This is a genomic window from Streptomyces sp. DS1-CR2, assembly GCF_055760475.1.
Genome location: NZ_CM147085.1, coordinates 3,017,377 through 3,039,948, shown reverse-complemented (window position 1 = coordinate 3,039,948; position 22,572 = coordinate 3,017,377). Strand labels below are relative to the sequence as shown.

Below are 22,572 nucleotides of genomic sequence, written 5' to 3'. Positions count from 1 at the left end.
TCACTCCCTCGGTACGGTCATTCACTCATCACGATGTCCGCCGCCTCCCGCAGCCTGGGCCTTCCGCCCGGCACCGGCTGTGCCTCCTGGAGCCGTAGTCGCGCCGCGCGGCCTCGCAGCGTCAGTGTCATCAGCTGGTTGCCGAACCAGGGACCGCCCGTCTTGCGCCAGGAGACCGGGGGAGTGGTGAGCCGGCCGTGCCGGGCGAAGCGCCGTCCGAGGGCGCGGCCGAAGCGGCTCCAGCCGAAGCGGAATCCGAGCTTTATCGAGCCGGGGATGGAGTTGTGCAGCGGCGAGCAGGTCAGCTGGAGGACGCGCGCGGCCGGGGCCGGTGTGTCGTCGGGCCAGGCGGGTTCGGCGACGTACGCGTGGTGGACGTCGCCGGAGAGCACGCACACGGTCGCGGGCGCGCCCTCGCCGCTGCCCGCCTCGGCGATCAGCGCCGTCAGCGCGTCGAACGACGCGGGGAACGCGGCCCAGTGCTCCAAGTCGGCCCGCCTGCGCAGCTTTTCGCCGAACCTGGCCCACCGCGCGCCGCGCTCGCCCCGGCACAGCGCGGCGTTCCACCCCTCGGCGTCGTGCACGAGATGCGGCAGCAGCCAGGGAAGTGACGTTCCGATCAGGAGATGGTCGTACGCGCCGGGGGACTCCAGCGCCTGCTCCCGCAGCCACGCCGCCTGCGTCGGATCGAGCATCGACCGGTCGGTCTCGGCCAGCACGCGGGCGGCCCGCGTGTCGACCATCAGGAGCCGTACGCGGCCGAAGTCGCGCCGGTAGCTCCATCGCACGGAGGTCGGGTCGGCGTCGGCGCGGGCGGCGAACTCCCTGAGCGCGTCCGTCCCGTCGGGGTCCGCGCGCACCGCCGCGTATACGGGGTCGGCGGCCAGTTCGCAGGGCGCCAGATTGCCCAGGTGCTGATGGACCCAGTACGACATGAGGCCGCTGAGGATCCGCTCGTTCCACCAGTCGGTGGCCCGTATCTCCGCGAGCCAGGAGGCGCTGGTGTTCCAGTCGTCTATGACGTCGTGGTCGTCGAAGATCATGCAGGAGGGGACGGTGGACAGCAGCCAGCGCACATCGGGGGCGAGCCAGGACTCGTCATAGAGCCGGGTGTACTCCTCGTAGTCCGCGACCTGGTTGCCCGGGGCGTCGCGCAGGTCGCGGCGGGCCGCGAGATAGCGCCGGGTCGCCGGTGAGGTCTCGTCCGCGTAGACCTGGTCGCCCAGCAGGAGCAGTACATCGGGGCGGCGCTCGGCGTCGGGCGCGGCGGCGAGTTCGGTGGCCAGCGTGTCCAGGGCGTCCGGGCCGACGGGGTCGTGGTCGTCGGCGGGCGGCGCGGCCCAGCGGCACGAGCCGAACGCGATACGGACGGGGCGGGCCGCGTCGTCGTACGCGGGCGTGCGGATCGTGCTCGGCGGAAAGGGCGAGTCGGCGAGCGGCCAGACCTGGACGCCGTCGAGCACCACCTCGTAGGCCGTGGCACTTCCCGGCGTGAGGCCGGTCACCGGGATCAGCGCGTAGTGGTGGCCGCAGATCTGGAACGTGCGGGCACGGCCGGACGAGCCGTCCGCGCAGCGCACTTCGGCGGTGCACGGACGGCTCGCCTCGACCCAGACGGTCGCCGACGACTCGTCCACGTATCTCAGCAGCGGTCCAAGTCGTAGCCGTGCCACGTGATCAGCCTCCTCAGTCGCCCCGTACGGTACGGAACGACGGAGGCCGGCGGGGTGGTTCCGGGGAGCCGGGATCCAGATCTTCGCGCCAGGGGTCAGCAGCCGCTGAGGTACGAGGTCAGCGCGCTCTTCTCGGCGGAGTCCACCGAGAGGTTGTAGTAGTGCTTCACCTGCACCCACATGCGGACATAGGTGCACTTGTACGCGGTGCGCGACGGCATCCACTTGGCCGGGTCCTGGTCGCCCTTGGACTGGTTGACGTTGTCCGTGACGGCGATGAGCTGGGGCCGCGTGAGGTCGTTGGCGAATCCCTGGCGCTGGGCGGTCGTCCAGGCGTTGGCGCCGGACTTCCAGGCCTCGGAGAGCGGAACGATGTGGTCGATGTCGACATCGGCCGCCGCGCTCCAGGTCGCGCCGTCGTACTCGGAGTACCAACTGCCGGACGTGGCCGCGCAGCTGGAGTCCTGCGAGACGTTCGTGCCGTCGCGCTTGAGGACGACCTCGCGGGTGTTGCAGGCGCCGGACTGGGTGATCCAGTGCGGGAAGAGGTCGCGGCTGTAGCCGTCGGAGGAGCCCTCGGCCTTGACCGTGAGCTCGGAGAGGTACGTGCGGGCGGTGGCCCCGCTGACCGGGGTGGGGGGAGAGGCCTGCGCGGCCGGGCCGTTCAGCAGAGTGAGGGCGGAGACGACGGCGGTGACGGCGCCGAGTGCGGCGGCGCGTCGACGCGCGTAGAACATGCGCATGTGAACTCCCTTGAAGTGGGGGGAAGTTGACCGAGCGGGCCCGGCCATGCTGGCGCCCCGGGGTTTCCGGGAGATGTGCGCCGAGTGACAGGGTCGCGTCAAAGACGCGTACACATCAAGGGGGCGGACGTGACTTCCGGGGGAGCGGGCGTGACGTGGGGTGCGGGCCGGTGGTACCGGGGCGGCGCGTACGGGTGTGACGCGGGTCATGCCGATTCGCTCAGCAGTTCGCGTACGATGGACGGCGCAGAAGGGGAGTAGCTCTTCGCCGGACCGTCGACATACTGCTCAGCTCGTTCTGAGCCGGCGCCCGGAGGCAGGACCCGTACACCCGGTCCGGCCAGCGAGACCTTCGGCAAAGCAGTGATTCATCCGCGTGCACACCTGTGTACGCACCTGAGCGCTGCCGTGCCGAGGTGTCGCAAAGGACTACGCAACTCTCGGCGGGGCAGCCCGACCGATTGAGGAATCTTGATCAGCATCAGCGTGATGGCGGTCGTCTTCGGCATCGTCTTCCTGGCCGAACTCCCCGACAAGACCGCGCTCGCCGGACTCGTCCTCGGTACGCGCTACCGCGCCTCGTACGTCTTCGCCGGTGTCGCCGCCGCCTTCGCCGTCCATGTCGCGCTCGCCGTCGCGGCGGGCAGCGTCCTGACCCTGCTGCCGCAGCAGCTCGTGCACGCCCTGACCGGTGTGCTGTTCCTCGGCGGTGCGGCCGTCCTCCTGATGAAGAAGGACGAGGAGGAGGAAGAGGTCCGCAAGCCCAAGGACCAGAGCTTCTGGAAGGTCTCCGGCGCGGGCTTCATGCTCATCCTGGTCGCGGAGTTCGGTGACCTGACGCAGATCATGACCGCGAACCTCGCCGCCCGCTACGACAACCCGCTCTCCGTCGGCCTCGGCGCCGTCCTCGCCCTGTGGGCCGTCGCGGGTCTCGGCATCGTCGGCGGCAAGGCGCTGATGAAGCGGGTGCCGCTCGCGCTCATCACGAAGATCGCCGCGGTCCTGATGCTCGGCATGGGTGTGTGGAGCCTCTACGAAGCGGTGGCGTAAGCCGTGGATCCGGCCCTGACCAGGGCCGCTGGCGCAGTCGCCACCCCGTTTTGTACAGTCGAGGAACAAAGTGGCTCCCGCCCATTCACCCTGACCGGTGGGCGGGGTCACCTTGTTCCTACGCCTGGAGGACCCTGCCGATGACGGCCACCACTGTTCTGTCCGCCCGCGCCCTTCTGCTCGACATGGACGGCACGCTGGTCAACTCCGACGCGGTGGTCGAGCGCTGCTGGCACCGCTGGGCGGCCCTCCACGGGCTCGACTTCGTCGAGGTCATGAAGGTGGTCCACGGCCGCCAGGGCTACGCGTCCATGGCGCTCCTCCTGCCCGACCGTCCCATGGCCGAGAACCACGTCGAGAACGCGCGCATGCTCGCCGAGGAGACCGCCGACGTCGACGGGGTCGTCCCCGTGCCGGGCGCCGCACCGTTCATGGCCTCCCTGCGCGAGGGCGGTCTCGCGCACGCCCTGGTGACCTCGGCCGACGTGGCCCTGTCCACCCGCCGCATGGCCGCCGCCGGCCTCACCCAGCCCGACCTGCGCATCACCGCCGAGAGCGTCGGCGCCAGCAAGCCCGACCCCGAGGGGTTCCTCAAGGGCGCCGCCGAGCTGGGCATCGACCCGGCCGACTGCGTCGTCTTCGAGGACTCGGAGGCCGGGATCGCGGCCGGCCGCGCCGCAGGGATGCGCGTCGTCGGCGTCGGCCCCCGCGCGGGCGCGCACGGCCCCACGGTGGTCGTGGACGACCTGACGCAGGTACGGGTCGAGGCGGGCGCCGCCGGAGAGATCCTGCTCCACATCGGCTGACCCGCACCCCTGGAGCTGCGAGCCCCGCACCCCTATATCTGTATCGCCTATATCTGCATCGGCGTATCTGCATCCGCGGGCCCGCGGAGCACCGTCCACCGGCCCGCGCCGCCGCACCCCCTCCTGAGCGCCCGGGCCTCAACAGGCCAAAACGGGACTCACCCACCATCCTGGTACATGGCAGAGCCCCCGCCGGCAGTGTCCGGCGCGGTGTCTCAGGAGGTGTCCATGACCCAGGACGCTAGCGGGGGCCTTCCCCGCACGGACCTGACGGCAGGCCCCGGCCTTGACCGCACCGGCTCCACGATCGGCGGCGGCCAAGCCCCCCGCAGCGTGATGGTCTCGATCGGTGCGCTGCTGCTCGGCATGCTTCTTGCGGCGCTCGACCAGACCATCGTCTCGACGGCGCTGCCGACCATCGTGAGCGACCTCGGTGGCCTTGAACACCTGTCCTGGGTCGTGACCGCGTACCTGCTGGCGTCGACGGCCGCCACGCCCCTGTGGGGCAAGCTCGGCGACCAGTACGGCCGCAAGAAGCTCTTCCAGATCGCCATCGTGATCTTCCTGATCAGCTCGGCGCTGTGCGGCATGGCGCAGAACATGCCGCAGCTGATCGGATTCCGCGCCCTCCAGGGACTGGGCGGCGGCGGACTGATGGTCCTGTCCATGGCGATCGTCGGCGACATCGTCCCGCCCCGTGACCGTGGCAGGTACCAGGGCCTGTTCGGGGCCGTCTTCGGCGCGACGAGCGTTCTGGGCCCGCTGCTCGGCGGGCTCTTCACCGAACACCTCAGCTGGCGCTGGGTCTTCTACGTCAACCTGCCCATCGGCGTCGTGGCGCTCGTCGTCATCGCGACCACGCTCCACATCCCCGTACGCTCCGCCAAGCACACGATCGACTACCTCGGCACCTTCCTGATCGCCGCCGTGGCGACCTGCCTGGTCCTGGTCGCCTCGCTCGGCGGAACGACCTGGGCCTGGGACTCGGCGCAGATCATCGGCCTCGCTGTACTCGGTGTGGTCCTCGCGGTGGTGTTCGTCCAGGTCGAGCGGCGGGCCGCCGAGCCGGTCCTGCCGCTGAAGCTGTTCCGCATCCGCACGTTCACGCTCTCCGCGGTGATCAGCTTCGTCATCGGCTTCGCCATGTTCGGCGCGATGACGTATCTGCCGACGTTCCTCCAGGTCGTCCAGGGCATCTCGCCGACGCTGTCGGGCGTGCACATGCTGCCGATGGTCATCGGACTGCTGCTCTCCTCGACGGCGTCCGGCCAGATCGTCAGCCGTACGGGCCGCTGGAAGGTCTTCCCCGTGGTCGGCACCGGCGTCACCACCATCGGTCTGCTCCTCCTGCACCAGCTCGACGAGAACAGCTCGACGGGCGAGATGAGCGCCTACTTCTTCGTCTTCGGCCTGGGCCTCGGCCTCGTCATGCAGGTCCTCGTCCTGATCGTGCAGAACGCCGTCTCGTACGAGGACCTGGGCGTCGCCACCTCCGGCGCGACGTTCTTCCGCTCCATCGGCGCCTCCTTCGGCGTCGCCATCTTCGGCACGATCTTCTCGAGCCGCCTCGGCGACAAACTCGCGGACGCCCTCGCAGGCCGCGGCCTGCCGCCCGGCGTCGACGTGAACGCGCTCCAGTCGGACCCGCGAGGCATCGGCGGCCTGCCGCCCGCCGTACGCGGACCGGTCCTGCACGCCTTCGCGTCGTCCATCACGGACGTCTTCCTCTACGCCGCCCCGGTCGCCCTCGTCGCTTTCGTACTGGCCTGGTTCCTGCGTGAGGACAAGCTGCGCGGCTCGGTCACCGCGCCGGACGGGACGGAGACCCTGGCCAGCAACCCCGTACAGCGCTCGTCGCACGACGAGGTGGCGCGGGCCCTGTCGGTGCTCGGCACCCGGGAGGGGCGCCGCGAGATCTACGAGAAGATCACCGAACGGGCGGGTTACGACCTGCTGCCCGGCGCGAGCTGGCTCCTGCTGCGCATCAAGCGGTACGGGTGGGCGGAGCCGGCGGCGCTCGCCGAACACAGCGCCGTACCGCTGCCCGTGATCATCGCGGCGGCCCGGCAGGTGGAGGAACGGCGCCTCGCCACACGTCTGGGCGTCGACCTCGTCCTCACCGACGAGGGCCGCGAGGTCGCCGCGCGGCTGTCCGCGTCCCGCGAGGAGTCGCTCGCCGAACTGCTGGGCGACTGGTGGGGCCCGGACCGCCCGACGGACCTGGTGAAACTGGTGGAGGAGCTCAACGCGGAGCTGTGCGGGTCGGACGCGGAGCGCCCGCACGACGGCCTGACGGCCGGCCCCTGACGCCACTGCTCAGGCGCTTCGGTCTCGGCTCGTCATCAGGCTCGTCGGAGGAGCTTCTTGGTGAACCAGTGCTCGGCGAACTCCTCGTCGTTGTGCGGGGCCGTCTCCTGGTAGCCGTGGCGCGCGTACAGCATGCGGGCCTCCACCAGGTCGCCCCGCGTGTCGAGGACGACCCGCTCGGCGCCGAGACCCCGCGCGGCGCTCTCCACCTGCGTGAGCAGCACGGAGCCGCCGCCCTTCCCGCGCAACTCCGGCCGCACGAAGACGCGCTTCAGATCGCCGGTCGAGGCGTCGATCATCCGCACGCCCGCGGTCCCTGTGGGCTCGCCCCGGTAGCGCGCGACCAGCAACACTCCGCCCGGCGCCGCGAGATAGGCACCCGTGTCGGCGGCGACCTCGCGCTCCAGCTCGTCGGGGTCGGTCGTGTGCCCCTCGTGCAGCAGGTACCAGCGGTCGCTGACCTCCGTGTAGTACGCGCGCCACAGCTCCGCGGCGACGGCGGAGTCGAACGGCTCAGGGGTGACGGTCCACGGCGAGTTCATGCGGGCATTGTCGGCGAAGGGACGGCGCCGGACGCAAGCGGTTTTGACCTGTACAGGTACCCGGGGTTCGGACATGCTCTGTTGCTGTGACCGACGTACCTGTGACGGATGTACCTGTGACCGACGTACCTGCGACGGATGTACCTGTGACCGACGTGGCAATGACCGGCGCGACCTACGACGACGCGGGCGCCGACGAGATCAAGGCGCTGCTCAACGCTCTGCGCGGACAGCGCCGCCACATCCTGGGCATCATCGACGGACTCGGCCCCGAGGCGCTGCGGCGGCCGGTGCTGCCGTCCGGCTGGTCGTGTCTGGGACTGGTGCAGCACCTGGCGCTCGACGTCGAACGTTTCTGGTTCCAGGCAGTTCTGACGGGTGATCAACCCGTCATCGACAGCCTCGACACCACCGAGGACGCCTGGCAGGTCGCCCCGGACGTGCCGGCGGCCGACGTCCTCGAGCGGTACCGCCGCGAGACGGACCGCGCGGACGCGATCATCACCGCCACACCCGCGGACGCGCCCCTCGCCTGGTGGCCGCACCACCTCTTCGGACCCCCGCACCTGCACAGCCACCGGGACGTCCTGCTGCACGTCATCACCGAGACCGCCTGCCACGCCGGCCACCTGGACGCCGCCCGCGAACTCATCGACGGGCGGCGCTGGTTGGTGCTTACGGAGGAGGGCGAGGCGGACCGCTCCTAAGGGCCTGTCTTCACATTCCCGCCTGCCCCGCGGCGTCTGGCACGCACTCCCCCAGGCTCTCGGCTTCGCTCGAGCAGGGGGGACCCCCATCGGCGTTGTCGTCGGTTGCCGACTCCCCCAAGCTCTCGGCTTCGCTCGAGCAGGGGTACCCCCATCGCGTCGACGCCCTCCTCCGCCTTGCAGCTGCACGCACCAGACGCCGCGGGGCCCGCCCTCCGGGCGGACGACGGGAATGTGAAGACAGGCCCTGGACCGCTACGACTTGGGCGAAGCCTGCTGCGCCACCTCGAACGACCACACCTGGGACCCGCTGGCCGCAGGCTTCGGGCGGTCCGCGCCGCCCTGGTGGGCCTCCTTCATGGAGCCCTCCATCCACGCGGTGAACGACTCCTCGTCGCGCCACCGCGTGTACACCAGGTAGTCGTCCGTGCCCTCGATCGGGCGCAGCAGCTCGAACCACTCGAACCCGTCCGAGTTCTCCACCGCGCCCGCGCGCGAGGCGAAGCGCTTCTCCAGGGTTTCCCGCTGTTCAGCCGGGACGGACAGGACGTTGATCTTCACGATGCTCATGGCGCCCATCCTCGCGCACCGGCACGTGAGATCGGCGTCAGGCCCCGTGCGCCCCGCGTCGCTCGCGCCAGTCGCGGAGGATCTCCTCGACGTCGTACGGCTTCAGGCCGAGCGGCGGGCCCGGCGGGGGCTTGAACATCATGTCGCGGATCTTGTCGTTGATGTCCGTGATGATTTTGCGGACGATCCGTTCGGAGGGGGCCTGCGCCGCCTCGGCGAGTGCGTCCTCGGCCTCCTTGCGCAGGGCGAGCGACGGGGGCAGCACGGAGAAGCCCTCGCGGGCCATCTTCTGCTTGATCCACCAGTTCTCGTCGTACGTCGTGTCGGACGTACTCGGCAGCGGCTTGCCGGCTCCGGCGAGGTGGGAGAAGTCTTCTGCGCGCTCCGCGTCGCGGATCTGCTTGTCGACCCATGACTCGAAGCTGACGTCGAGCGGCTTGCGTTCGGTCATGGGCCCATTGTCCCAGAGGGCATCCCGTAGGGGCAGGGGACAACTTAGGATGCGGCGTCGGCGGACCCGGTACCGACGGGCCGCGAAAGACCGAAGGAGCTGTGCGGGTGCTGGAGCTGACCATGGCCTCCGTCGCGGGGGCGGACGCGGGTGCGACGGCCGGGATGATGATGGCCGACGCGCCGAGCGAGCCGGGAGCCGTGCTGCGCGTGGGGCGTGACCGGAACGTGTGCCGGCTCGCGACGCCCGACGACTGGCTGTTCGTCTCGCGCGTCCATCTGGAGTTCCGCTGCGGGCAGGACGGCGCCTGGTCCGTGCTCTGGCTGCGCGGCTCGCACCACGAGCCCTCGTCCGAGGTGCGCCTCACGCTGACGGGCGGGGAGCCGCGGCCCCTCGTGTACGGAGGGGCCGCGGCTCTCGCGCCGGGTGCGTCCGGTGAGGTCGTGGTCCTGGACCGCAACGAGCCCCGCAGCGTCAACGTGGGCTTCTACCACGAGATTTGATAACCGTCGGGCTGTCGGGCTGTCGGGCTGTCGGGCTGTCAGGAACGGCACCACGGCACTACGGCAGTACGCGGGCCAGCGCGAAGCCGTCGTAGCCCTTGCTGCCCACCGTCTGGACCGCCGTGCCGTCCAGCCTCGGGTGGTCGGCGATCATCTGGAGCGCGGCGCGGGTGCCGCGGATGTCGGGGGCCGCCGCACCGGAGTCGTCCGTCACGCGGCCGCCGCGCACCACGTTGTCGACGATGATCACGCTGCCGGGGCGGGTCAGGCGCAGCGCCCACTCGACGTAATGCGGGTTGTTGGCCTTGTCGGCGTCGATGAAGACGAGGTCGAAGGGGTCGGGGTGGTCGGCCGCGACGCCGGGCAGCGAGTCGAGGGCGGGGCCGACCCGTACCTCGGCGATCTTGTCGAGGCCGGCGCGGGCGAGGTTGCCGCGGGCCACCTCGGCGTGCCGGGGGTCGTACTCGAGGGTGACGAGGACGCCGTCGGCGGGCAGGGCGCGGGCCAGCCAGATTGTGCTGTACCCGCCGAGCGTGCCGATCTCCAGGACGCGGCGCGCGCCCTGGATCTGTGCGATCAGGTGGAGGAACTTGCCCTGGTTCGGGGCGACGGCGATGTGCGGGAGGCCCGCCGCCTCGCTGTCGGCGAGGGCCGCCGTCAGGGCCTCGTCGTCGGGGGCGAGAAGCCCGTTCAGGTAGTCGTCGACGGCGGTCCACTGCTCTTCGGATGCGTGCTCAGCCATGGCCCCATCATGGGCGAACGGGCGGGTGGGCCGCGCGCGATTCAGCCCAACGGCGGCGGGGCGTGCACGGGCGGCGGTGGCGGCACCGGCCGACGGGAGCGCCGGCGGAACCACAGGACGGCGGCCGCCATCAGGAGCAGGGCCAGGGGCAGCGGAACGGTGAGCAGCCACACCGGGACGCCCCCGGCGGTGAGGAGTTCGTCGTCCCAGACGACGCTGCGGTACGTGGCGTCGCTCGCTGTGCGCCGCAGTTCGTGGTCGTCGTCAATGCGTGACGGCTGCGGGAAATCCTGGGTGAGCGCGGTCAAGTACCTTTCGCCGCCCGCGAATTCGGGCAGTGGCTCACCGGACTTGGCCGGGATCCGGCCCGCGTACGTGACCTCCGGGGCGTCGCCGCCGATCGTGGAGCGCGGCTCCATGCGGTGGGCGGAGAGCACGTACAGGCGCAGATGCTGTTCGGTGCGGGCGAGCTTCGACAGCCGCATCGGGTAGACGAGGCGGTCGCTGGCGAAGGTGAGGTGGAGCGGGTCGAGGGCGCCGCCGAGCACACTGTCGCCGTCGGCGGGCGCGAGGCGGATCGCCACGTACTCCCAGCCCTGGTCGACGTACGGGCGCAGCGCGTTGTCGAGGCGGTCGGGGAGCTGGAAACCGTTCTCGCCGAGCCAGCCGGCGAGTGCGCCGGGGTCGGTCGCGGTGAGGCGGGCGACGTCGAACGGTCCGAGGTGCTCGCGGCCGACCACCTCGACGGGGCCGCCGGGTGCGGGGGCGCCGGCCGTGGCGCCGTCGCCGCGCCCGCCGTCGAACGGCCAGTCCTCGGCGCCGGGCCAGAAGTGGTGCCGGGTCCGCTCGACCGGTGCCGTCACGTCGCTCAGCTGCGAGAAGAGCCCCGGGTCGCCGAGTTCGACCGACGCGCGGTGCGGTACGGGCATGATCCAGGCGGCGTCGCGCACGTTGCCGCTCACCGACAGGCTCATCACGATCTGCTCGCTGTGCCCGTCCCAGCGCACCGCGGACGTCTCGTCGTACACGGTGAGGTCCGTGCCCGCGGGCGGCACCATCGCGCCGCATCCGCACGCGTACGCCGGTGACGCGAGCGCGGCGATCTGGAACGCCATGAGGGCCAGGGCTGTCAGCAGCGCCCTGGCCCTCATGGTCAGTGGTTGTGCGGTTCTCATGCCGGCCCCCGATGTCGCGCCCTGTGTCTGCGTGCCGTGTGCGGCGAAGGAGCAGACGGCGCGCGGGGGAGCGCGGTTGCGGGTGTTACGCGGCTGTAGCGGTCGCGGGCCGCGGCAGGTCGCAGGGCTCGACCGCGGGCAGCGAGCCCGGCAGCGGGCGGCGCGCCGACTCGGTCATGAACCACACCGCGATACCGCCGATGACGGCCGCGGCCATCATGTAGTACGCGGGCATCATCATGTTCCCGGTCGCCCCGATGAGAGCGGTGACGACCAGCGGGGTCGTGCCGCCGAAGAGCGAGACGGAGACGTTGAAGCCGATCGACAGCGAGCCGTAGCGCACCCGGGTCGGGAAGAGCGCGGGCAGCGCGGACGGCATCGCCGACGTGAAGCAGACCAGGAGCAGGCCGAGCGCGCCCATGCCGAGGGCGATGGCCCACAGGGAGCCCTCGCGGATCAGGAGCAGGGCCGGGACGGACAGCGCGAGGAACCCGACGCAGCCCGCGGCGATCACCGGGCGGCGGCCGACACGGTCGGAGAGCGCGCCCGCGAACGGCTGGACGATCATCATCAGCGCCATCACGGCGAGGACCACGAGGAGGCCGTGCGTCTCGTCGTAGTGGAGCTCACTGGTGAGGTAGCTCGGCATGTACGACAGGAGCATGTAGTCGGTGACGTTGAAGACGAGGACCAGGCCGACGCACAGGAGCAGCGCCTTCCACTGGCCGGTGATCATGTCGCGCACCTTGACCTTGGACCGGGCCTTCTCCGACTCGTGCGCGTTCTTCAGCTCGGCCGCGAACGCCGGGGTCTCTTCGAGCCGCATGCGCAGATAGAGGCCGATGATGCCCATCGGGCCCGCGATCAGGAACGGGATGCGCCAGCCCCAGGAGAGCAGGTCGTCCGAGGAGAGCAGCGCCGTCATCAGGGTCACGAGGCCCGCGCCGCCGATGTATCCGGCGAGGGTGCCGAATTCCAGCCAGCTTCCGAAGAAGCCGCGCTTCTTGTCGGGCGCGTACTCGGCGATGAAGGTGGACGCGCCGCCGTACTCACCGCCGGTCGAGAAGCCCTGCACCAGACGGGCCAGGAGCAGCAGGATCGGCGCCCAGACGCCGATCGTCGCGTACGACGGGATCAGGCCGATCGCGAACGTGCCCGCCGCCATCATGATCATGGTGACGGCGAGGACCTTCTGCCGGCCGACGCGGTCGCCGAGCGGTCCGAAGACCATGCCGCCGATCGGACGGACGAGGAACGCCGCGGCGAAGGCGCCGAAGGTCGACAGGAGCTGGGCCGTGGGGTTGCCCGACGGGAAGAAGACCTTGCCGAGGGTGACGGCGATGTAGCTGTAGACACCGAAGTCGAACCACTCCATCGCATTGCCGAGCGCCGCCGCCTTGACCGCGCGCTTGACCAGCGCTGGATCGGTGACGGTGACGTCGGGGGAGGCGCCCTTCGCGGGGGCGGTGGTCCTGGATGCGACGGTGAGAGCACTCGACAAGGGTCTGCTCGCCTGCTTTCGACGGGGACAGGGACATGTCCGCGTGGGGACGGACGAAGCCGACCACGGCGGGGCGGCCAGAAATCGACCATAGGGGCATTCGCGATCATTACGGGTAGTGTTCGAGCCGTCGCGCACCGTGGCAAAAGTGGGTCCGGCCAGGCATGACGTCCCGGCCCCGGCGCGGCGCAAACGGACAAATCTGTGAGCTTTGTCGCGGCCCTCGACCGCAACCACGCAGACCCGGCAAGCTCCGCATCAACGTCTTCCGGTCAAAAACCGGTGGACGCTCAGGTGAAGCGGGGATTGCCTGCGTCTCACCCCGGGGGTAGTGCGAGCCTCTGGGGACAGTACGCATGGCGGGAGGGCCGACGGCGCGTGGCAAACGTGGAGCATGGACCGGGCAAAGCCTTGGTGGCGGGGGCCGCGACAGCGCGGTTGGGCATGGTCCGGGCGGGCCTCTGGCTGATCGCCGCGGTGCTCGCGGTGCGGCAGGTCGTGGCCGTCCTGAACACCCCGAGCGGGGAGCGGCTCACGGACCTGGAGACCTGGATCGGTCCTGAAGGCGTCCTCCACGTGAAGGACTCCCTCTACGATGCCGACCGGTTCACCGGTACCCCGTTCGGGGGGCTGGTGCTGAAGCCGCTCGCGCGGGGCGCCGAGCAGGCGCTGGGCTGGGCCTGGACCTTCGGGACGCTCGGCCTCGTCGTCGTCCTCGGGCTCGTCGCCGCGCGCGCCCTGCCCAAGCCCGTCACCCGGCGCACCTCGCTCCTCGCCGCCCCGGTCGCGGTCAGCCTCCTGATGCTGTCGCTGCCGGTGCGCAACACCCTGCATCTCGGCCAGACCAGCATCATCCCGGTCCTCCTTGTCCTGCTCGGCTGCTTCGCCGCCCGCGGCGAGAAGAGCTCGGGGCTGCTCATCGGCATCGGCGCCGCCCTCCAGCCGACCGTCCTCCTCTTCGCGCCGCTCCTGTGGTTCACCGGGCGGCGGCGCGCCGCCATGTCCTCGGGCGTCACGTTCGCGGCGTGCACGCTCCTCGCGTGGGCCGCGATGCCGCACGACTCGTGGACGTACTGGGTGCACCACCTGGCGGGAGCGGGCCTCGGTTCGAGCCCCGACGGGCTCGCCAACCAGTCGCTGCACGGCGCACTCCTGCGCTTCGGCCTGGAGGGCCCCCTCGAGATCGGGCTCTTCCTGCTCCTCGGCGCCGCCGTCGCGGTCGTCGGACTGCGGCGCGCGGTGCGCTATGCGCAGGACGGACAGCTCCTCCTCGCCGTCGCCCTCACCGGCTGCGTCGCCGTCGCCGTGTCGCCGACGACCTGGCAGCACCAGCTCCTGTGGGTGCTGCTCGCCATGGTCGGCCGCGTCGGCAAGAAGGCGTCCGACCGGTACGTGTGGCCGGTCGCGGTCATTCTCGTGATGACGCTCCCCGCGAGGATGCTGCTGCCGGGCACGGCGCTCGCGGATCCGCTGCGCGACAACGTTGTGCTGATCGCCGCGGTCGCCGCGGCCACGCTCGTCCCGTTCCTGTCCCGCACCGCGCCCGAGTACCGCGCGCCCATCCCCACCGAGTACGCGAAGCCCGTCCCGTCGCGCTGGTCACGGGTCCCCCTCATGCCGTTCTGGCGCCGGGTCCTGACCCGCCCGAACCTGCTGCTCGAACTGCTTCTGATCCGCGTCGGCTACTACGCGTACCAGCAGGTCAGGCTCGCCGCCACGGGCGGCACGACCACCGGGGGCCGGTCCACCGCCGAGGCGCACGGCACGCAGGTCCACTCCCTGGAGAAGTTCCTCCACATCGACATCGAGCACTGGGTCAACCACGCGGTGGTGCACGTCCCGTGGCTCAAGTCGTTCTTCAACTTCTACTACGAGTCGTTCCACTTCATCGTGCCGCTGTGCGTCCTCGGCATCCTCTACGTCCGCAGGCCCGCCCAGTACCGCTGGGCCCGCTCGGCGCTCGGCTTCGCCACGGTGCTCGCCCTGATCGGCTTCTGGTTCTACCCGCTGGCCCCGCCGCGCCTGATGCCCTCGCTCGGCTTCATCGACACGGTGCACGGCGTCCAGGACTTCTCCAAGCCGGACTACGGCACGCTGACCGCGCTCACCAACCAGTACGCGGCCATGCCCTCACTGCATTTCGGCTGGTCCCTGTGGTGCGGGCTCGTCATCGCGATCCTCGCCCCGAAGTGGTGGATGAAGGCGATCGCCCTGCTGCACCCCCTGTTCACCATCTCCGCGATCGTCGCGACCGGTAACCACTGGGTGCTCGACGCCGTGGGCGGCGCGACGGTCGTCGGCGCGGGCTTCGGGCTCACCTACCTGCTGTGCGGCCCGCGCGCCCGTCTCACGAGCGGGACCGTCCCGGAGCAGTCGAAGGGCGAGGCCGGCCACGTGCGGCTGCCGGCCGAACACCACCGGCCCTGAAGAGAGGGTCAGGCGTCTTCCGACTGGTGCCGGAGACCCTGAAGTTGCCGGGCCCGCAGCGCCGCCTCGCAGGGAGGCAGGGAGGCAGGGAGACAGGGAGGCAGGGGCGTGGCGTAGGGGATGGACCCTGCCTCCCTGGGTCGGCGTGCGGCCGCCCGCGGTCAGCCGGTGCTGACCTGGAGTTCCTTGATGCCGTTGAGCCAGGCAGAGCGGAGCCTGCGCGGGTCGCCGGCCAGACGCAGGTCCGGCATGGCGTCGGCCACGGCGTTGAAGATGAGGTTGATCTCGAGCGTGGCCAGCGACTTGCCGAGGCAGAAGTGCGGGCCTCCGCCGCCGAATCCGAGGTGCGGGTTCGGGTCGCGGGTGATGTCGAACTCGTCGGGGCGGTCGAAGACTTCGGGGTCGTGGTTGGCCGACGAGTAGAAGATGCCGACCCGGTCGCCCTTCTTGATCTGCGCGCCGCCGAGCTCGGTGTCCTGGGTCGCGGTGCGCTGGAAGGAGACCACAGGGGTCGCCCAGCGGACGATCTCCTCCGCCGTCGTCTCCGGGCGCTCCCGCTTGAACAGCTCCCACTGGTCCGGGTTGGTGAGGAAGGCGTGCATGCCGTGCGTGATGGCGTTGCGCGTCGTCTCGTTTCCGGCCACCGCGAGCAGGATCACGAAGAATCCGAACTCGTCCGAGGAGAGGTTCCCCTCGTCCTCCGCCGCCACCAGCTGGCTCACGATGTCCTTGGCCGGGCACTCCTTGCGGGCGGCGGCCAGGTTCATGGCGTAGCTGACGATCTCCATGGCGGCCTCGGCGGCGACCTCCTCGGTGATCGCGTACTCCGGGTCGTCGTACGCGGCCATCTTGTTGGACCAGTCGAAGATCTTGGTGCGGTCGTCCTGGGGGACGCCGATCAGCTCGGCGATGGCCTGGAGCGGGAGTTCGACGGCGACGTTCGTGACGAAGTCGAAGGAGCCGTCGGGCGCGGCGTTCGCGAGCGCCGTCTCGACGATGGAGCCCGCACGGTGGCGCAGGGCGTCCTCGAGCGAGCGGATGGCGCGGGGCGTGAAGCCGCGCTGGATGATCTGCCTCACCCGGGTGTGCTCCGGCGGGTCCATGTTGAGCATGATCAGCTTCTGGACGTCGATCTGGTCGCGGCTGATCGACTCGTTGAAGCGAATGACGGCCGTGTTGAGGTTCGAGGAGAACAGCTCGGGGCGCGTGGAGACGTACTTGACGTCCGCGTGCCGGGTCACGGCCCAGTAGCCCGAGTCTTGGAAGCCGGAGATGCCGGTCGGCTGGGCTATCCACCGGACCGGTTCCGTCTGCCGCAGCTGGGCGAACTCGGGGAAGGGGACACGGTGTTGGAGGAGGTCGGGGTCGGTGAAGTCGAACCCTTCGGGCAGCGCTGGGCACGGCATGGGCAACTCCCGGTGACGGTCTGACGGGGCGTCAGCTTGTCGGCACCGTAGTAACGGGTTCTACAAGTGGCAAGACCCGTGATGCGCCCGATTACGCGCGCGGTACGTGCACGACCCTTGCGTACCGGGAGTAGCACCGTCGAGACTGCACGGAGAACTGGTACGCGTTCTAGTTCTTACGTCTTCTGGTTCGGTCCGGGAATGTGTGGAGAGGACGACAGCTCATGGCCGCGGAACCCGTCATCGTCGAAGCCGTACGTACCCCGATCGGCAAGCGCGGAGGCGCGCTCGCCAATCTTCATCCCGCGTATCTCCTCGGCGAGACGTACCGGGAACTGCTCGGCAGGACCGGCATCCACGCCGACTGCGTCGAGCAGATCGTGGGCGGCACGGTGACCCACGCGGGCGAACAGTCAATGAATCCGGCGCGCACGGCCTGGCTCACCATGGGCCTGCCCTACGAAACGGCGGCCACGACCGTCGACTGTCAGTGCGGCTCCTCGCAGCAGGCCTCGCACATGACCGCCAACATGATCGCCGCCGGTGTCATCGACATCGGCATCAGCTGCGGGGTCGAGGCGATGTCGCGGGTGCCGCTCGGCTCCGGCTCCAAGCACGGTCCCGGCAAGCCGTTCCCCGAGGAGTGGAACGTCGACCTGCCCAACCAGTTCGAGGCGGCCGAGCGCATCGCGCGCCACCGCGGACTGACCCGCGAGAACGTCGACTCGCTGGGGCTCATCTCCCAGGAACGCGCCGCGACCGCGTGGGCCGAGGAGCGCTTCAAGCGCGAGACGTTCGCCGTGCAGGTGCCCACGAACGAGGACGAGCAGGCCGCCGGGCAGGGCATGTGGCGGCTCGTGGACCGGGACGAGGGTCTGCGCGACACGACCATGGAGGGCCTTGGCGGGCTCAAGCCGGTCATGCCGACCGCCGTGCACACCGCGGGCAACTCCTCGCAGATATCCGACGGCGCCTCGGCGATCATGTGGGCGTCCAAGCGGATGGCGCGGGCCCTGAAGCTCAAGCCGCGTGCCCGGATCGTCGCCCAGGCTCTCGTCGGCGCCGACCCGCACTTCCACTTGGACGGGCCGATCGACGCGACGCGCGCCGTGCTCGGCAAGTCGGGCATGTCGCTCAAGGACATCGACCTCGTCGAGATCAACGAGGCGTTCGCGTCCGTCGTGCTCAGCTGGGCGCAGGTCTTCGAGCAGGACCTGGCGAAGGTCAACGTGAACGGCGGGGCCATCGCCCTCGGCCACCCCGTCGGCGCGACCGGCGCCCGGCTCATCACCACGGCCCTGCATGAGCTGGAGCGCCAGGACAAGGAGTTCGCGCTGATCACGATGTGCGCGGGCGGCGGTCTTGCGACGGGCACGATCATCCAGCGGCTTTAGCGGGGGCCCGCGCCGGGGCGGGTGGGAACGCACGACGAAGGCGGCACCCTCCCACGGGGGAGGATGCCGCCTTCTCGGGTCAGCTGTGGGCCGGCCGGGCTCAGTACGAGCCGGCGGACTGCCAGTGGGTCCAAGCGGCGCAGGGGCTGCCTTGACGCCCTCTCCTGCCCGAGGGCAGGAGATTCCGGTCCGTACCGCTACGCGGTACCACCTTGGGTTCCTGTTTCACGGGCCTCTGCCGACCGGTGAAGGTCGGTCTTACGTGGCCTCCGCAGGCCTGACTTCCCGCCCGTCCGGCGGTAGGTCCGACAACTCCGTTGTCGGACAAGGCGATCCTAGCCATGCCGCTGCGCCCCTCCGGGCCGCTACGGGCAGGATGCCCTACACCTCCACCCTGAAGGGTGGAGCACTGGGCAAGTGTTCGGTAGCGCTCGTTCATGTAGTTGAGGCCCCACTTGATCTGGGTCTCAGGGTTGGACTTCCAGTCGCCGCCGGCCGAGGCCATCTTGTTGGCGGGCGGGGCCTGGACCAGGCCGTAGGCGCCGGACGACGCGTTCGTCGCGTGGGGGTTCCAGCCGCTCTCGTGGGGCACGATCTTGTCGAAGCACGCGAACTGTGCGGCGCTCATCTTGGCGGCAATGACCCCTTTTACTAGTTGAGGTCGCATGTGGTCGAAATGTCCGCCGCGTGATCTGGCTCTCATTACCCAGGTCGGAGAGTGTTTTGGTGGGGACGTGTCAAGCGATCGCGTCTACGGCCGCGCCTCGTAGGTGACGTGGGTCATGTGGGGTGCTTCACGGCGCGGGCGCGGTTCGGTGACGCAGCGCGCGTGAAGCCCTACGGTTCCGTGCCCTCGAAGGTGACCGGGGCCTCGAACGCGGCCCGGCGCGTGGCCCGCCGCAGCGCCCTCAGGAGCGCCGGGCCGACCGTGACGGTGAGGACGACGGTCAGGGCCGCCCGGCCCAGGTCCCAGCCCAGCGACGTGGCCAGGCAGTAGGCGAGGAAGCGGACCAGGTTCTCGTGCAGCGGGGCGCCCGCCTGGAACGCGACGCTCGACGACAGCGAGTCCAGGAACGGCCAGCCGGCCAGGTTCATGACGGTGCCGTACGCGAACGCGGCGAGGAACCCGTACGCCGCCAGCATCAGCACCTCGGCGCGGCCGCGCAGCCGGTCCGGGCCGGGGAGCAGCCCGGCGCCCATCGTGAACCAGCCCATCGACAGCATCTGGAACGGCATCCACGGACCGACCCCGCCGGTGAGCAGCGCGGACGCGAACATCGTCACCGACCCGAGTACGAACCCGAAGCCCGGCCCGAGCACCCGCCCGCTCAGCACCATCAGGAAGAACATCGGCTCGATCCCGGCGGTCCCCGCCCCGATCGGCCGCAGCGCCGCGCCCGTCGCGGCGAGCACCCCGAGCATCGCCACCGCCTTGGGCCCGACCCCGCCCTCGGACACGGCGGCCGCCACCACGCCCACCAGGAGGACGAGCAGCCCCGCGAACAGCCAGGGCGCGTCCTGCGCATGCGCGCTGACCTGCGACGAAGGGCCCGCGAGCAGCGGCCACCCGAAGGCGGCCACCCCCACGGCACTCACGAGGAGCAGGGCCACCACGGAGCGGGGGCCGAGACGTACGGCGCGGGCCTGGCGGTCGGGGCGCCCGGTCCCGGGTGCGGTCTTCATGCCCTTTCCTCCGGCCCGCCCGCGGACTCCAGGGCCTCGCGGACCTGGGCCACCGTGAGCCACTTGCCCGGGGCCAGGACCTTGGCGACCTGGGGGGAGAAGGCGGGGGAGGCCACGACCACCTCGGGCGTGGGTCCGTTCGCCACGATCTCACCGTCGGCGAGGACGGCGACGCGGTGGGACAGCTCGGCGGCCAGTTCCACGTCGTGCGTGGCCAGGACGACGGCGTGCCCCTCGGCCGCGAGCCCGCGCAGGACCGTGACCAGGCGGGCCTTCGCCGCGTAGTCGAGGCCGCGCGTCGGCTCGTCGAGCAGGAGCAGCGGAGGGCGGGCCGTCAGCACGATCGCCAGGGCGAGGGTGAGGCGCTGGCCTTCCGAGAGGTCACGGGGGTGGGTGTCGTCCGCGATGCCGGGCAACAGCCGCGAGACCAGGGCGCGGCAGGTGCCCGGACCCGCGCCCGCGTCATGGTCGGCGGCGGCGCACTCGGCGGCCACCGTGTCCGCGTACAGGAGGTCCCGTGGTTCCTGCGGGACCAGGCCGACGCGGCGGATCAGCTCGCGCGGGCCCGTGCGGTGCGGGACCGCGCCGCCCACCAGGGCCCTGCCGGTCGACGGGCGGACCAGGCCGACCAGGGTGGACAGGAGAGTGGACTTCCCGGCGCCGTTGCGGCCCATCAGGGCGACGATCTCGCCGGGCCCGACCGTGAGGTCGACGTGGCGCAGCGCCTCGACGTGCCCCCGCCGCACCGCGAGCCCCGCGACCTCGGCGACGGCGGCCACCTCGGGCTGCTTGCGGGCGCGGCGCAGCGGGGCCCGGCGGGAGTCGGGGGAGGCAGTGGCCTGCGGCTGCTCATGAGGCTCGCGCGGTTCGAGCCCCGCCAGGCGCTCCCGCAGCTCCCCTGACCTGCGCCGCGCGTCCCGCACCGTCAGCGGCAGCGGTGACCAGCCCGCGAGGCGGCCCAGGTCCACGACCGGCGGGAACACGGGCGATACGGCCATGATCTCGGCGGGCGCGCCGAGCAGCAGAGGCTCGCCGGGTCCTGCGAGGAGCGCGACCTGGTCCGCGTACTGCACGACCCGCTCAAGCCGGTGCTCGGCCATCAGGACCGTCGTGCCGAGGTCGTGCACGAGGCGCTGCACCACCGCGAGGACCTCCTCCGCGGCGGCCGGGTCGAGCGCGGACGTCGGCTCGTCGAGGACCAGGACCCGCGGGTGCGGGGTGAGGACGGAGCCGATGGCGACGCGCTGCTGCTGCCCGCCGGACAGCGTCGCGATGGGACGGTCGCGCAGATCGGCGAGGCCGAGCAGGTCGAGGGTCTCCTCGACGCGGCGGCGCATCACGTCGGGCGCGAGCCCGAGCGACTCCATGCCGTACGCGAGTTCGTCCTCGACCGTGTCGGTGACGAAGTGGGAGAGCGGGTCCTGCCCCACCGTGCCCACCACGTCGGCGAGTTCGCGCGGCTTGTGCGTACGGGTGTCGCGCCCCGCCACCGTGATGCGCCCGCTCAGTGTGCCCCCGGTGAAGTGCGGCACGAGCCCGCTCACCGCGCCGAGCAGCGTGGACTTGCCGACGCCCGAAGGGCCCACGAGCAGAACCAACTCGCCCTCGGGTACGTCGAGTCGAATGTTACGGACCGTGGGTGTCGCGGCCCCGTCGTACGTCACCGAGACATCCTCGAACCGGATCATGAAGCCTCCTTCGAGGGCGTTTCGGCGAGCGGCGGCGCGGGTGCCACGAACGCGGGGAGCAGCCCGAGCAGCACCCCGGCCGCGGGCCACAGCGGCAGCGTCGGCGCGGCCAGCGGCACGACGCCGGGCGCCAGGGCCGAGGGATCGTAGGAACCGGCCCGGATCATCACGGCGGCGACGCCCGCCCCCGACGCGGCGACGAGCCACGCCCGCACGCCCCACACGTCGGGCCGGTACCGGGTGCGCACCGAGCGGCGCCCGCCGAGCCAGAGCCCGCCGAGCGCGGCCGCCACCCCGGCGAGCAGCACGGGCAGCCCGTACCGCGCGCCGTCCGCGGTCAGCAGCCCGTACGTACCCGCGCACACCCCGATCAGGCCGCCCGGCGTCAGGACCGCGGTGGCCCGGCGCACGGCGGCCGGGACCTCGGCCGTGCGCCCGTACCCGCGCGCGTCCATCGCGGCGGCCAGCGCCACCGACCGCTCAAGTGCGCCCTCGAGGACGGGAAGACCGACCTGCGCCAGGCCCCGCAGCCCCTTGTCGGGCCGGCCGCGCAGCCGGCGTGCGGCGCGCAGCCGCCGCACATCGGCGATCAGGTGCGGCGCGAACGTCATCGCGACGACGACGGCGACCCCGGCCTCGTACAGCGCGCCCGGCAGGGACTTGAGGAGGCGGGCCGGGCTCGCGAGGGCGTTGGCCGCGCCCACGCAGATCAGCAGCGCGGCCAGCTTCAGGCCGTCGTACAGCGCGAACACCAGGCCCTCGACCGTGACCCGGCCCCCGATCCGCACCCCCTGCGCCCACGCGGGCAGCGGCACCTCCGGCAGCGTGACGAGCAGGTGCGTGCCCGGGATCGGCGACCCCAGGAGCACCGCGAACACCAGCCGGATCCCGATCACCGCGAGCCCCAGCTTCACGAACGCCCCGTACGAGCGCGCCCACGGCGCCGACGTGCGCCGCGCGGCCACCACATACCCGGCCACCCCGATGAGCAGCGCGAGCAGCAGCGGATTCGTCGTCCGGGACGCCGCCGTGCCGAGCCCGAGCGCCCAGAGCCACCAGGCGCCCGGGTGCAGCGCGTTCGAGCGGTGGGCCCGGGGCGCGGCGAGCGGACGACGGCGCGCGGACGGCCCCGTCCCCGGGTCGCGTGCGAGGCGCGTACGCGGGGCGGGGTGCGGTGAACCTGCGCCGGTGCTGCTCATCGAAT

The 22,572-nt window shown here is 71.3% G+C and carries 19 protein-coding genes and 1 pseudogene; 7 read left to right on the top strand and 13 right to left on the bottom strand.

Going from position 1 to position 22,572, the window contains the following annotated elements; all coding sequences use genetic code 11:
* Positions 1-17: 17 nt before the first annotated feature.
* Together ACY0PA_RS15075 and ACY0PA_RS15070 are read right to left on the bottom strand one after the other, a co-directional pair.
* Positions 18-1,673, bottom strand: a complete 1,656-nt coding sequence (locus ACY0PA_RS15075; RefSeq protein WP_473085113.1) for an alkaline phosphatase D family protein — start codon at positions 1,671-1,673, stop codon at positions 18-20.
* Positions 1,674-1,768: 95 nt separating this feature from the next.
* Positions 1,769-2,416 carry an HNH endonuclease family protein gene (locus tag ACY0PA_RS15070; protein WP_473085112.1) on the bottom strand — a complete coding sequence of 216 codons (648 nt, stop codon included), beginning with the start codon at positions 2,414-2,416 and terminating at the stop codon, positions 1,769-1,771.
* A 471-nt stretch (positions 2,417-2,887) separates the two neighbouring features.
* Here ACY0PA_RS15070 and ACY0PA_RS15065 point away from each other — a divergent pair, with 471 nt between their 5' ends.
* From ACY0PA_RS15065 to ACY0PA_RS15055, 3 genes are all read left to right on the top strand, one after another.
* Positions 2,888-3,466 (top strand): TMEM165/GDT1 family protein, encoded by a 579-nt coding sequence (locus ACY0PA_RS15065; RefSeq protein ID WP_362899566.1) that lies wholly within the window; start codon positions 2,888-2,890, stop codon positions 3,464-3,466.
* Between the two features lie 134 nt (positions 3,467-3,600).
* The gene (locus ACY0PA_RS15060; RefSeq protein WP_473086324.1) at positions 3,601-4,272 is read left to right on the top strand and encodes an HAD-IA family hydrolase; all 672 of its coding nucleotides are present in this window, start codon (positions 3,601-3,603) and stop codon (positions 4,270-4,272) included.
* Positions 4,273-4,500: 228 nt separating this feature from the next.
* A complete protein-coding gene (locus ACY0PA_RS15055) occupies positions 4,501-6,579 on the top strand; it encodes an MDR family MFS transporter (RefSeq protein WP_473085111.1) in 2,079 nt (692 codons plus the stop codon).
* A 35-nt stretch (positions 6,580-6,614) separates the two neighbouring features.
* Here ACY0PA_RS15055 and ACY0PA_RS15050 read toward each other — a convergent pair whose 3' ends face one another.
* The gene (locus ACY0PA_RS15050; RefSeq protein ID WP_473085110.1) at positions 6,615-7,121 is read right to left on the bottom strand and encodes a GNAT family N-acetyltransferase; all 507 of its coding nucleotides are present in this window, start codon (positions 7,119-7,121) and stop codon (positions 6,615-6,617) included.
* A gap of 161 nt (positions 7,122-7,282) precedes the next feature.
* Between ACY0PA_RS15050 and ACY0PA_RS15045 the strand changes: the two genes are divergently transcribed.
* A complete protein-coding gene (locus ACY0PA_RS15045; protein ID WP_473086323.1) occupies positions 7,283-7,828 on the top strand; it encodes a DinB family protein in 546 nt (181 codons plus the stop codon).
* A gap of 255 nt (positions 7,829-8,083) precedes the next feature.
* On the opposite strand, the gene ACY0PA_RS15040 is transcribed toward ACY0PA_RS15045, so the two are convergent.
* A complete protein-coding gene (locus ACY0PA_RS15040) occupies positions 8,084-8,398 on the bottom strand; it encodes an antibiotic biosynthesis monooxygenase family protein (RefSeq protein WP_473085109.1) in 315 nt (104 codons plus the stop codon).
* Between the two features lie 37 nt (positions 8,399-8,435).
* Positions 8,436-8,849 carry a DnaJ family domain-containing protein gene (locus tag ACY0PA_RS15035; protein WP_473085108.1) on the bottom strand — a complete coding sequence of 138 codons (414 nt, stop codon included), beginning with the start codon at positions 8,847-8,849 and terminating at the stop codon, positions 8,436-8,438.
* Between the two features lie 107 nt (positions 8,850-8,956).
* Here ACY0PA_RS15035 and ACY0PA_RS15030 point away from each other — a divergent pair, with 107 nt between their 5' ends.
* Positions 8,957-9,352 carry a hypothetical protein gene (locus ACY0PA_RS15030; RefSeq protein WP_473085107.1) on the top strand — a complete coding sequence of 132 codons (396 nt, stop codon included), beginning with the start codon at positions 8,957-8,959 and terminating at the stop codon, positions 9,350-9,352.
* A gap of 58 nt (positions 9,353-9,410) precedes the next feature.
* Here ACY0PA_RS15030 and ACY0PA_RS15025 read toward each other — a convergent pair whose 3' ends face one another.
* From ACY0PA_RS15025 to proP, 3 genes are all read right to left on the bottom strand, one after another.
* Positions 9,411-10,094 (bottom strand): O-methyltransferase, encoded by a 684-nt coding sequence (locus ACY0PA_RS15025; RefSeq protein WP_473085106.1) that lies wholly within the window; start codon positions 10,092-10,094, stop codon positions 9,411-9,413.
* 41 nt (positions 10,095-10,135) lie between these two features.
* The gene (locus ACY0PA_RS15020) at positions 10,136-11,269 is read right to left on the bottom strand and encodes a DUF2330 domain-containing protein (protein ID WP_473085105.1); all 1,134 of its coding nucleotides are present in this window, start codon (positions 11,267-11,269) and stop codon (positions 10,136-10,138) included.
* Between the two features lie 85 nt (positions 11,270-11,354).
* Positions 11,355-12,770, bottom strand: coding sequence for a glycine betaine/L-proline transporter ProP (gene proP, locus ACY0PA_RS15015; protein ID WP_473085104.1), 1,416 nt, complete (start codon positions 12,768-12,770; stop codon positions 11,355-11,357).
* A gap of 378 nt (positions 12,771-13,148) precedes the next feature.
* Between proP and ACY0PA_RS15010 the strand changes: the two genes are divergently transcribed.
* Positions 13,149-15,197 carry a bifunctional glycosyltransferase 87/phosphatase PAP2 family protein gene (locus ACY0PA_RS15010; RefSeq protein ID WP_473085103.1) on the top strand — a complete coding sequence of 683 codons (2,049 nt, stop codon included), beginning with the start codon at positions 13,149-13,151 and terminating at the stop codon, positions 15,195-15,197.
* A gap of 161 nt (positions 15,198-15,358) precedes the next feature.
* Here ACY0PA_RS15010 and ACY0PA_RS15005 read toward each other — a convergent pair whose 3' ends face one another.
* The gene (locus ACY0PA_RS15005) at positions 15,359-16,603 is read right to left on the bottom strand and encodes a cytochrome P450 (RefSeq protein ID WP_473085102.1); all 1,245 of its coding nucleotides are present in this window, start codon (positions 16,601-16,603) and stop codon (positions 15,359-15,361) included.
* 224 nt (positions 16,604-16,827) lie between these two features.
* On the opposite strand from ACY0PA_RS15005, the gene ACY0PA_RS15000 reads away from it, so the two are divergent.
* A complete protein-coding gene (locus ACY0PA_RS15000; RefSeq protein ID WP_100591989.1) occupies positions 16,828-17,997 on the top strand; it encodes a steroid 3-ketoacyl-CoA thiolase in 1,170 nt (389 codons plus the stop codon).
* 409 nt (positions 17,998-18,406) lie between these two features.
* On the opposite strand, the pseudogene ACY0PA_RS14995 reads toward ACY0PA_RS15000, so the two are convergent.
* The 4 genes and pseudogenes from ACY0PA_RS14995 to ACY0PA_RS14980 all read right to left on the bottom strand — a co-directional run.
* Positions 18,407-18,619, bottom strand: a pseudogene (locus ACY0PA_RS14995) (aggregation-promoting factor C-terminal-like domain-containing protein); the annotation flags it as partial.
* Between the two features lie 215 nt (positions 18,620-18,834).
* Positions 18,835-19,680: an ECF transporter S component gene (locus ACY0PA_RS14990; protein ID WP_100591991.1), complete on the bottom strand. Its 846-nt coding sequence runs from the start codon at positions 19,678-19,680 to the stop codon at positions 18,835-18,837.
* Positions 19,677-21,368 carry an ABC transporter ATP-binding protein gene (locus ACY0PA_RS14985; RefSeq protein WP_473085101.1) on the bottom strand — a complete coding sequence of 564 codons (1,692 nt, stop codon included), beginning with the start codon at positions 21,366-21,368 and terminating at the stop codon, positions 19,677-19,679. The genes ACY0PA_RS14990 and ACY0PA_RS14985 overlap by 4 nt, the downstream gene beginning before the upstream one ends.
* A complete protein-coding gene (locus ACY0PA_RS14980; RefSeq protein WP_473085100.1) occupies positions 21,365-22,567 on the bottom strand; it encodes an energy-coupling factor transporter transmembrane component T in 1,203 nt (400 codons plus the stop codon). The genes ACY0PA_RS14985 and ACY0PA_RS14980 overlap by 4 nt, the downstream gene beginning before the upstream one ends.
* Between the last annotated feature and the right edge of the window lie 5 nt (positions 22,568-22,572).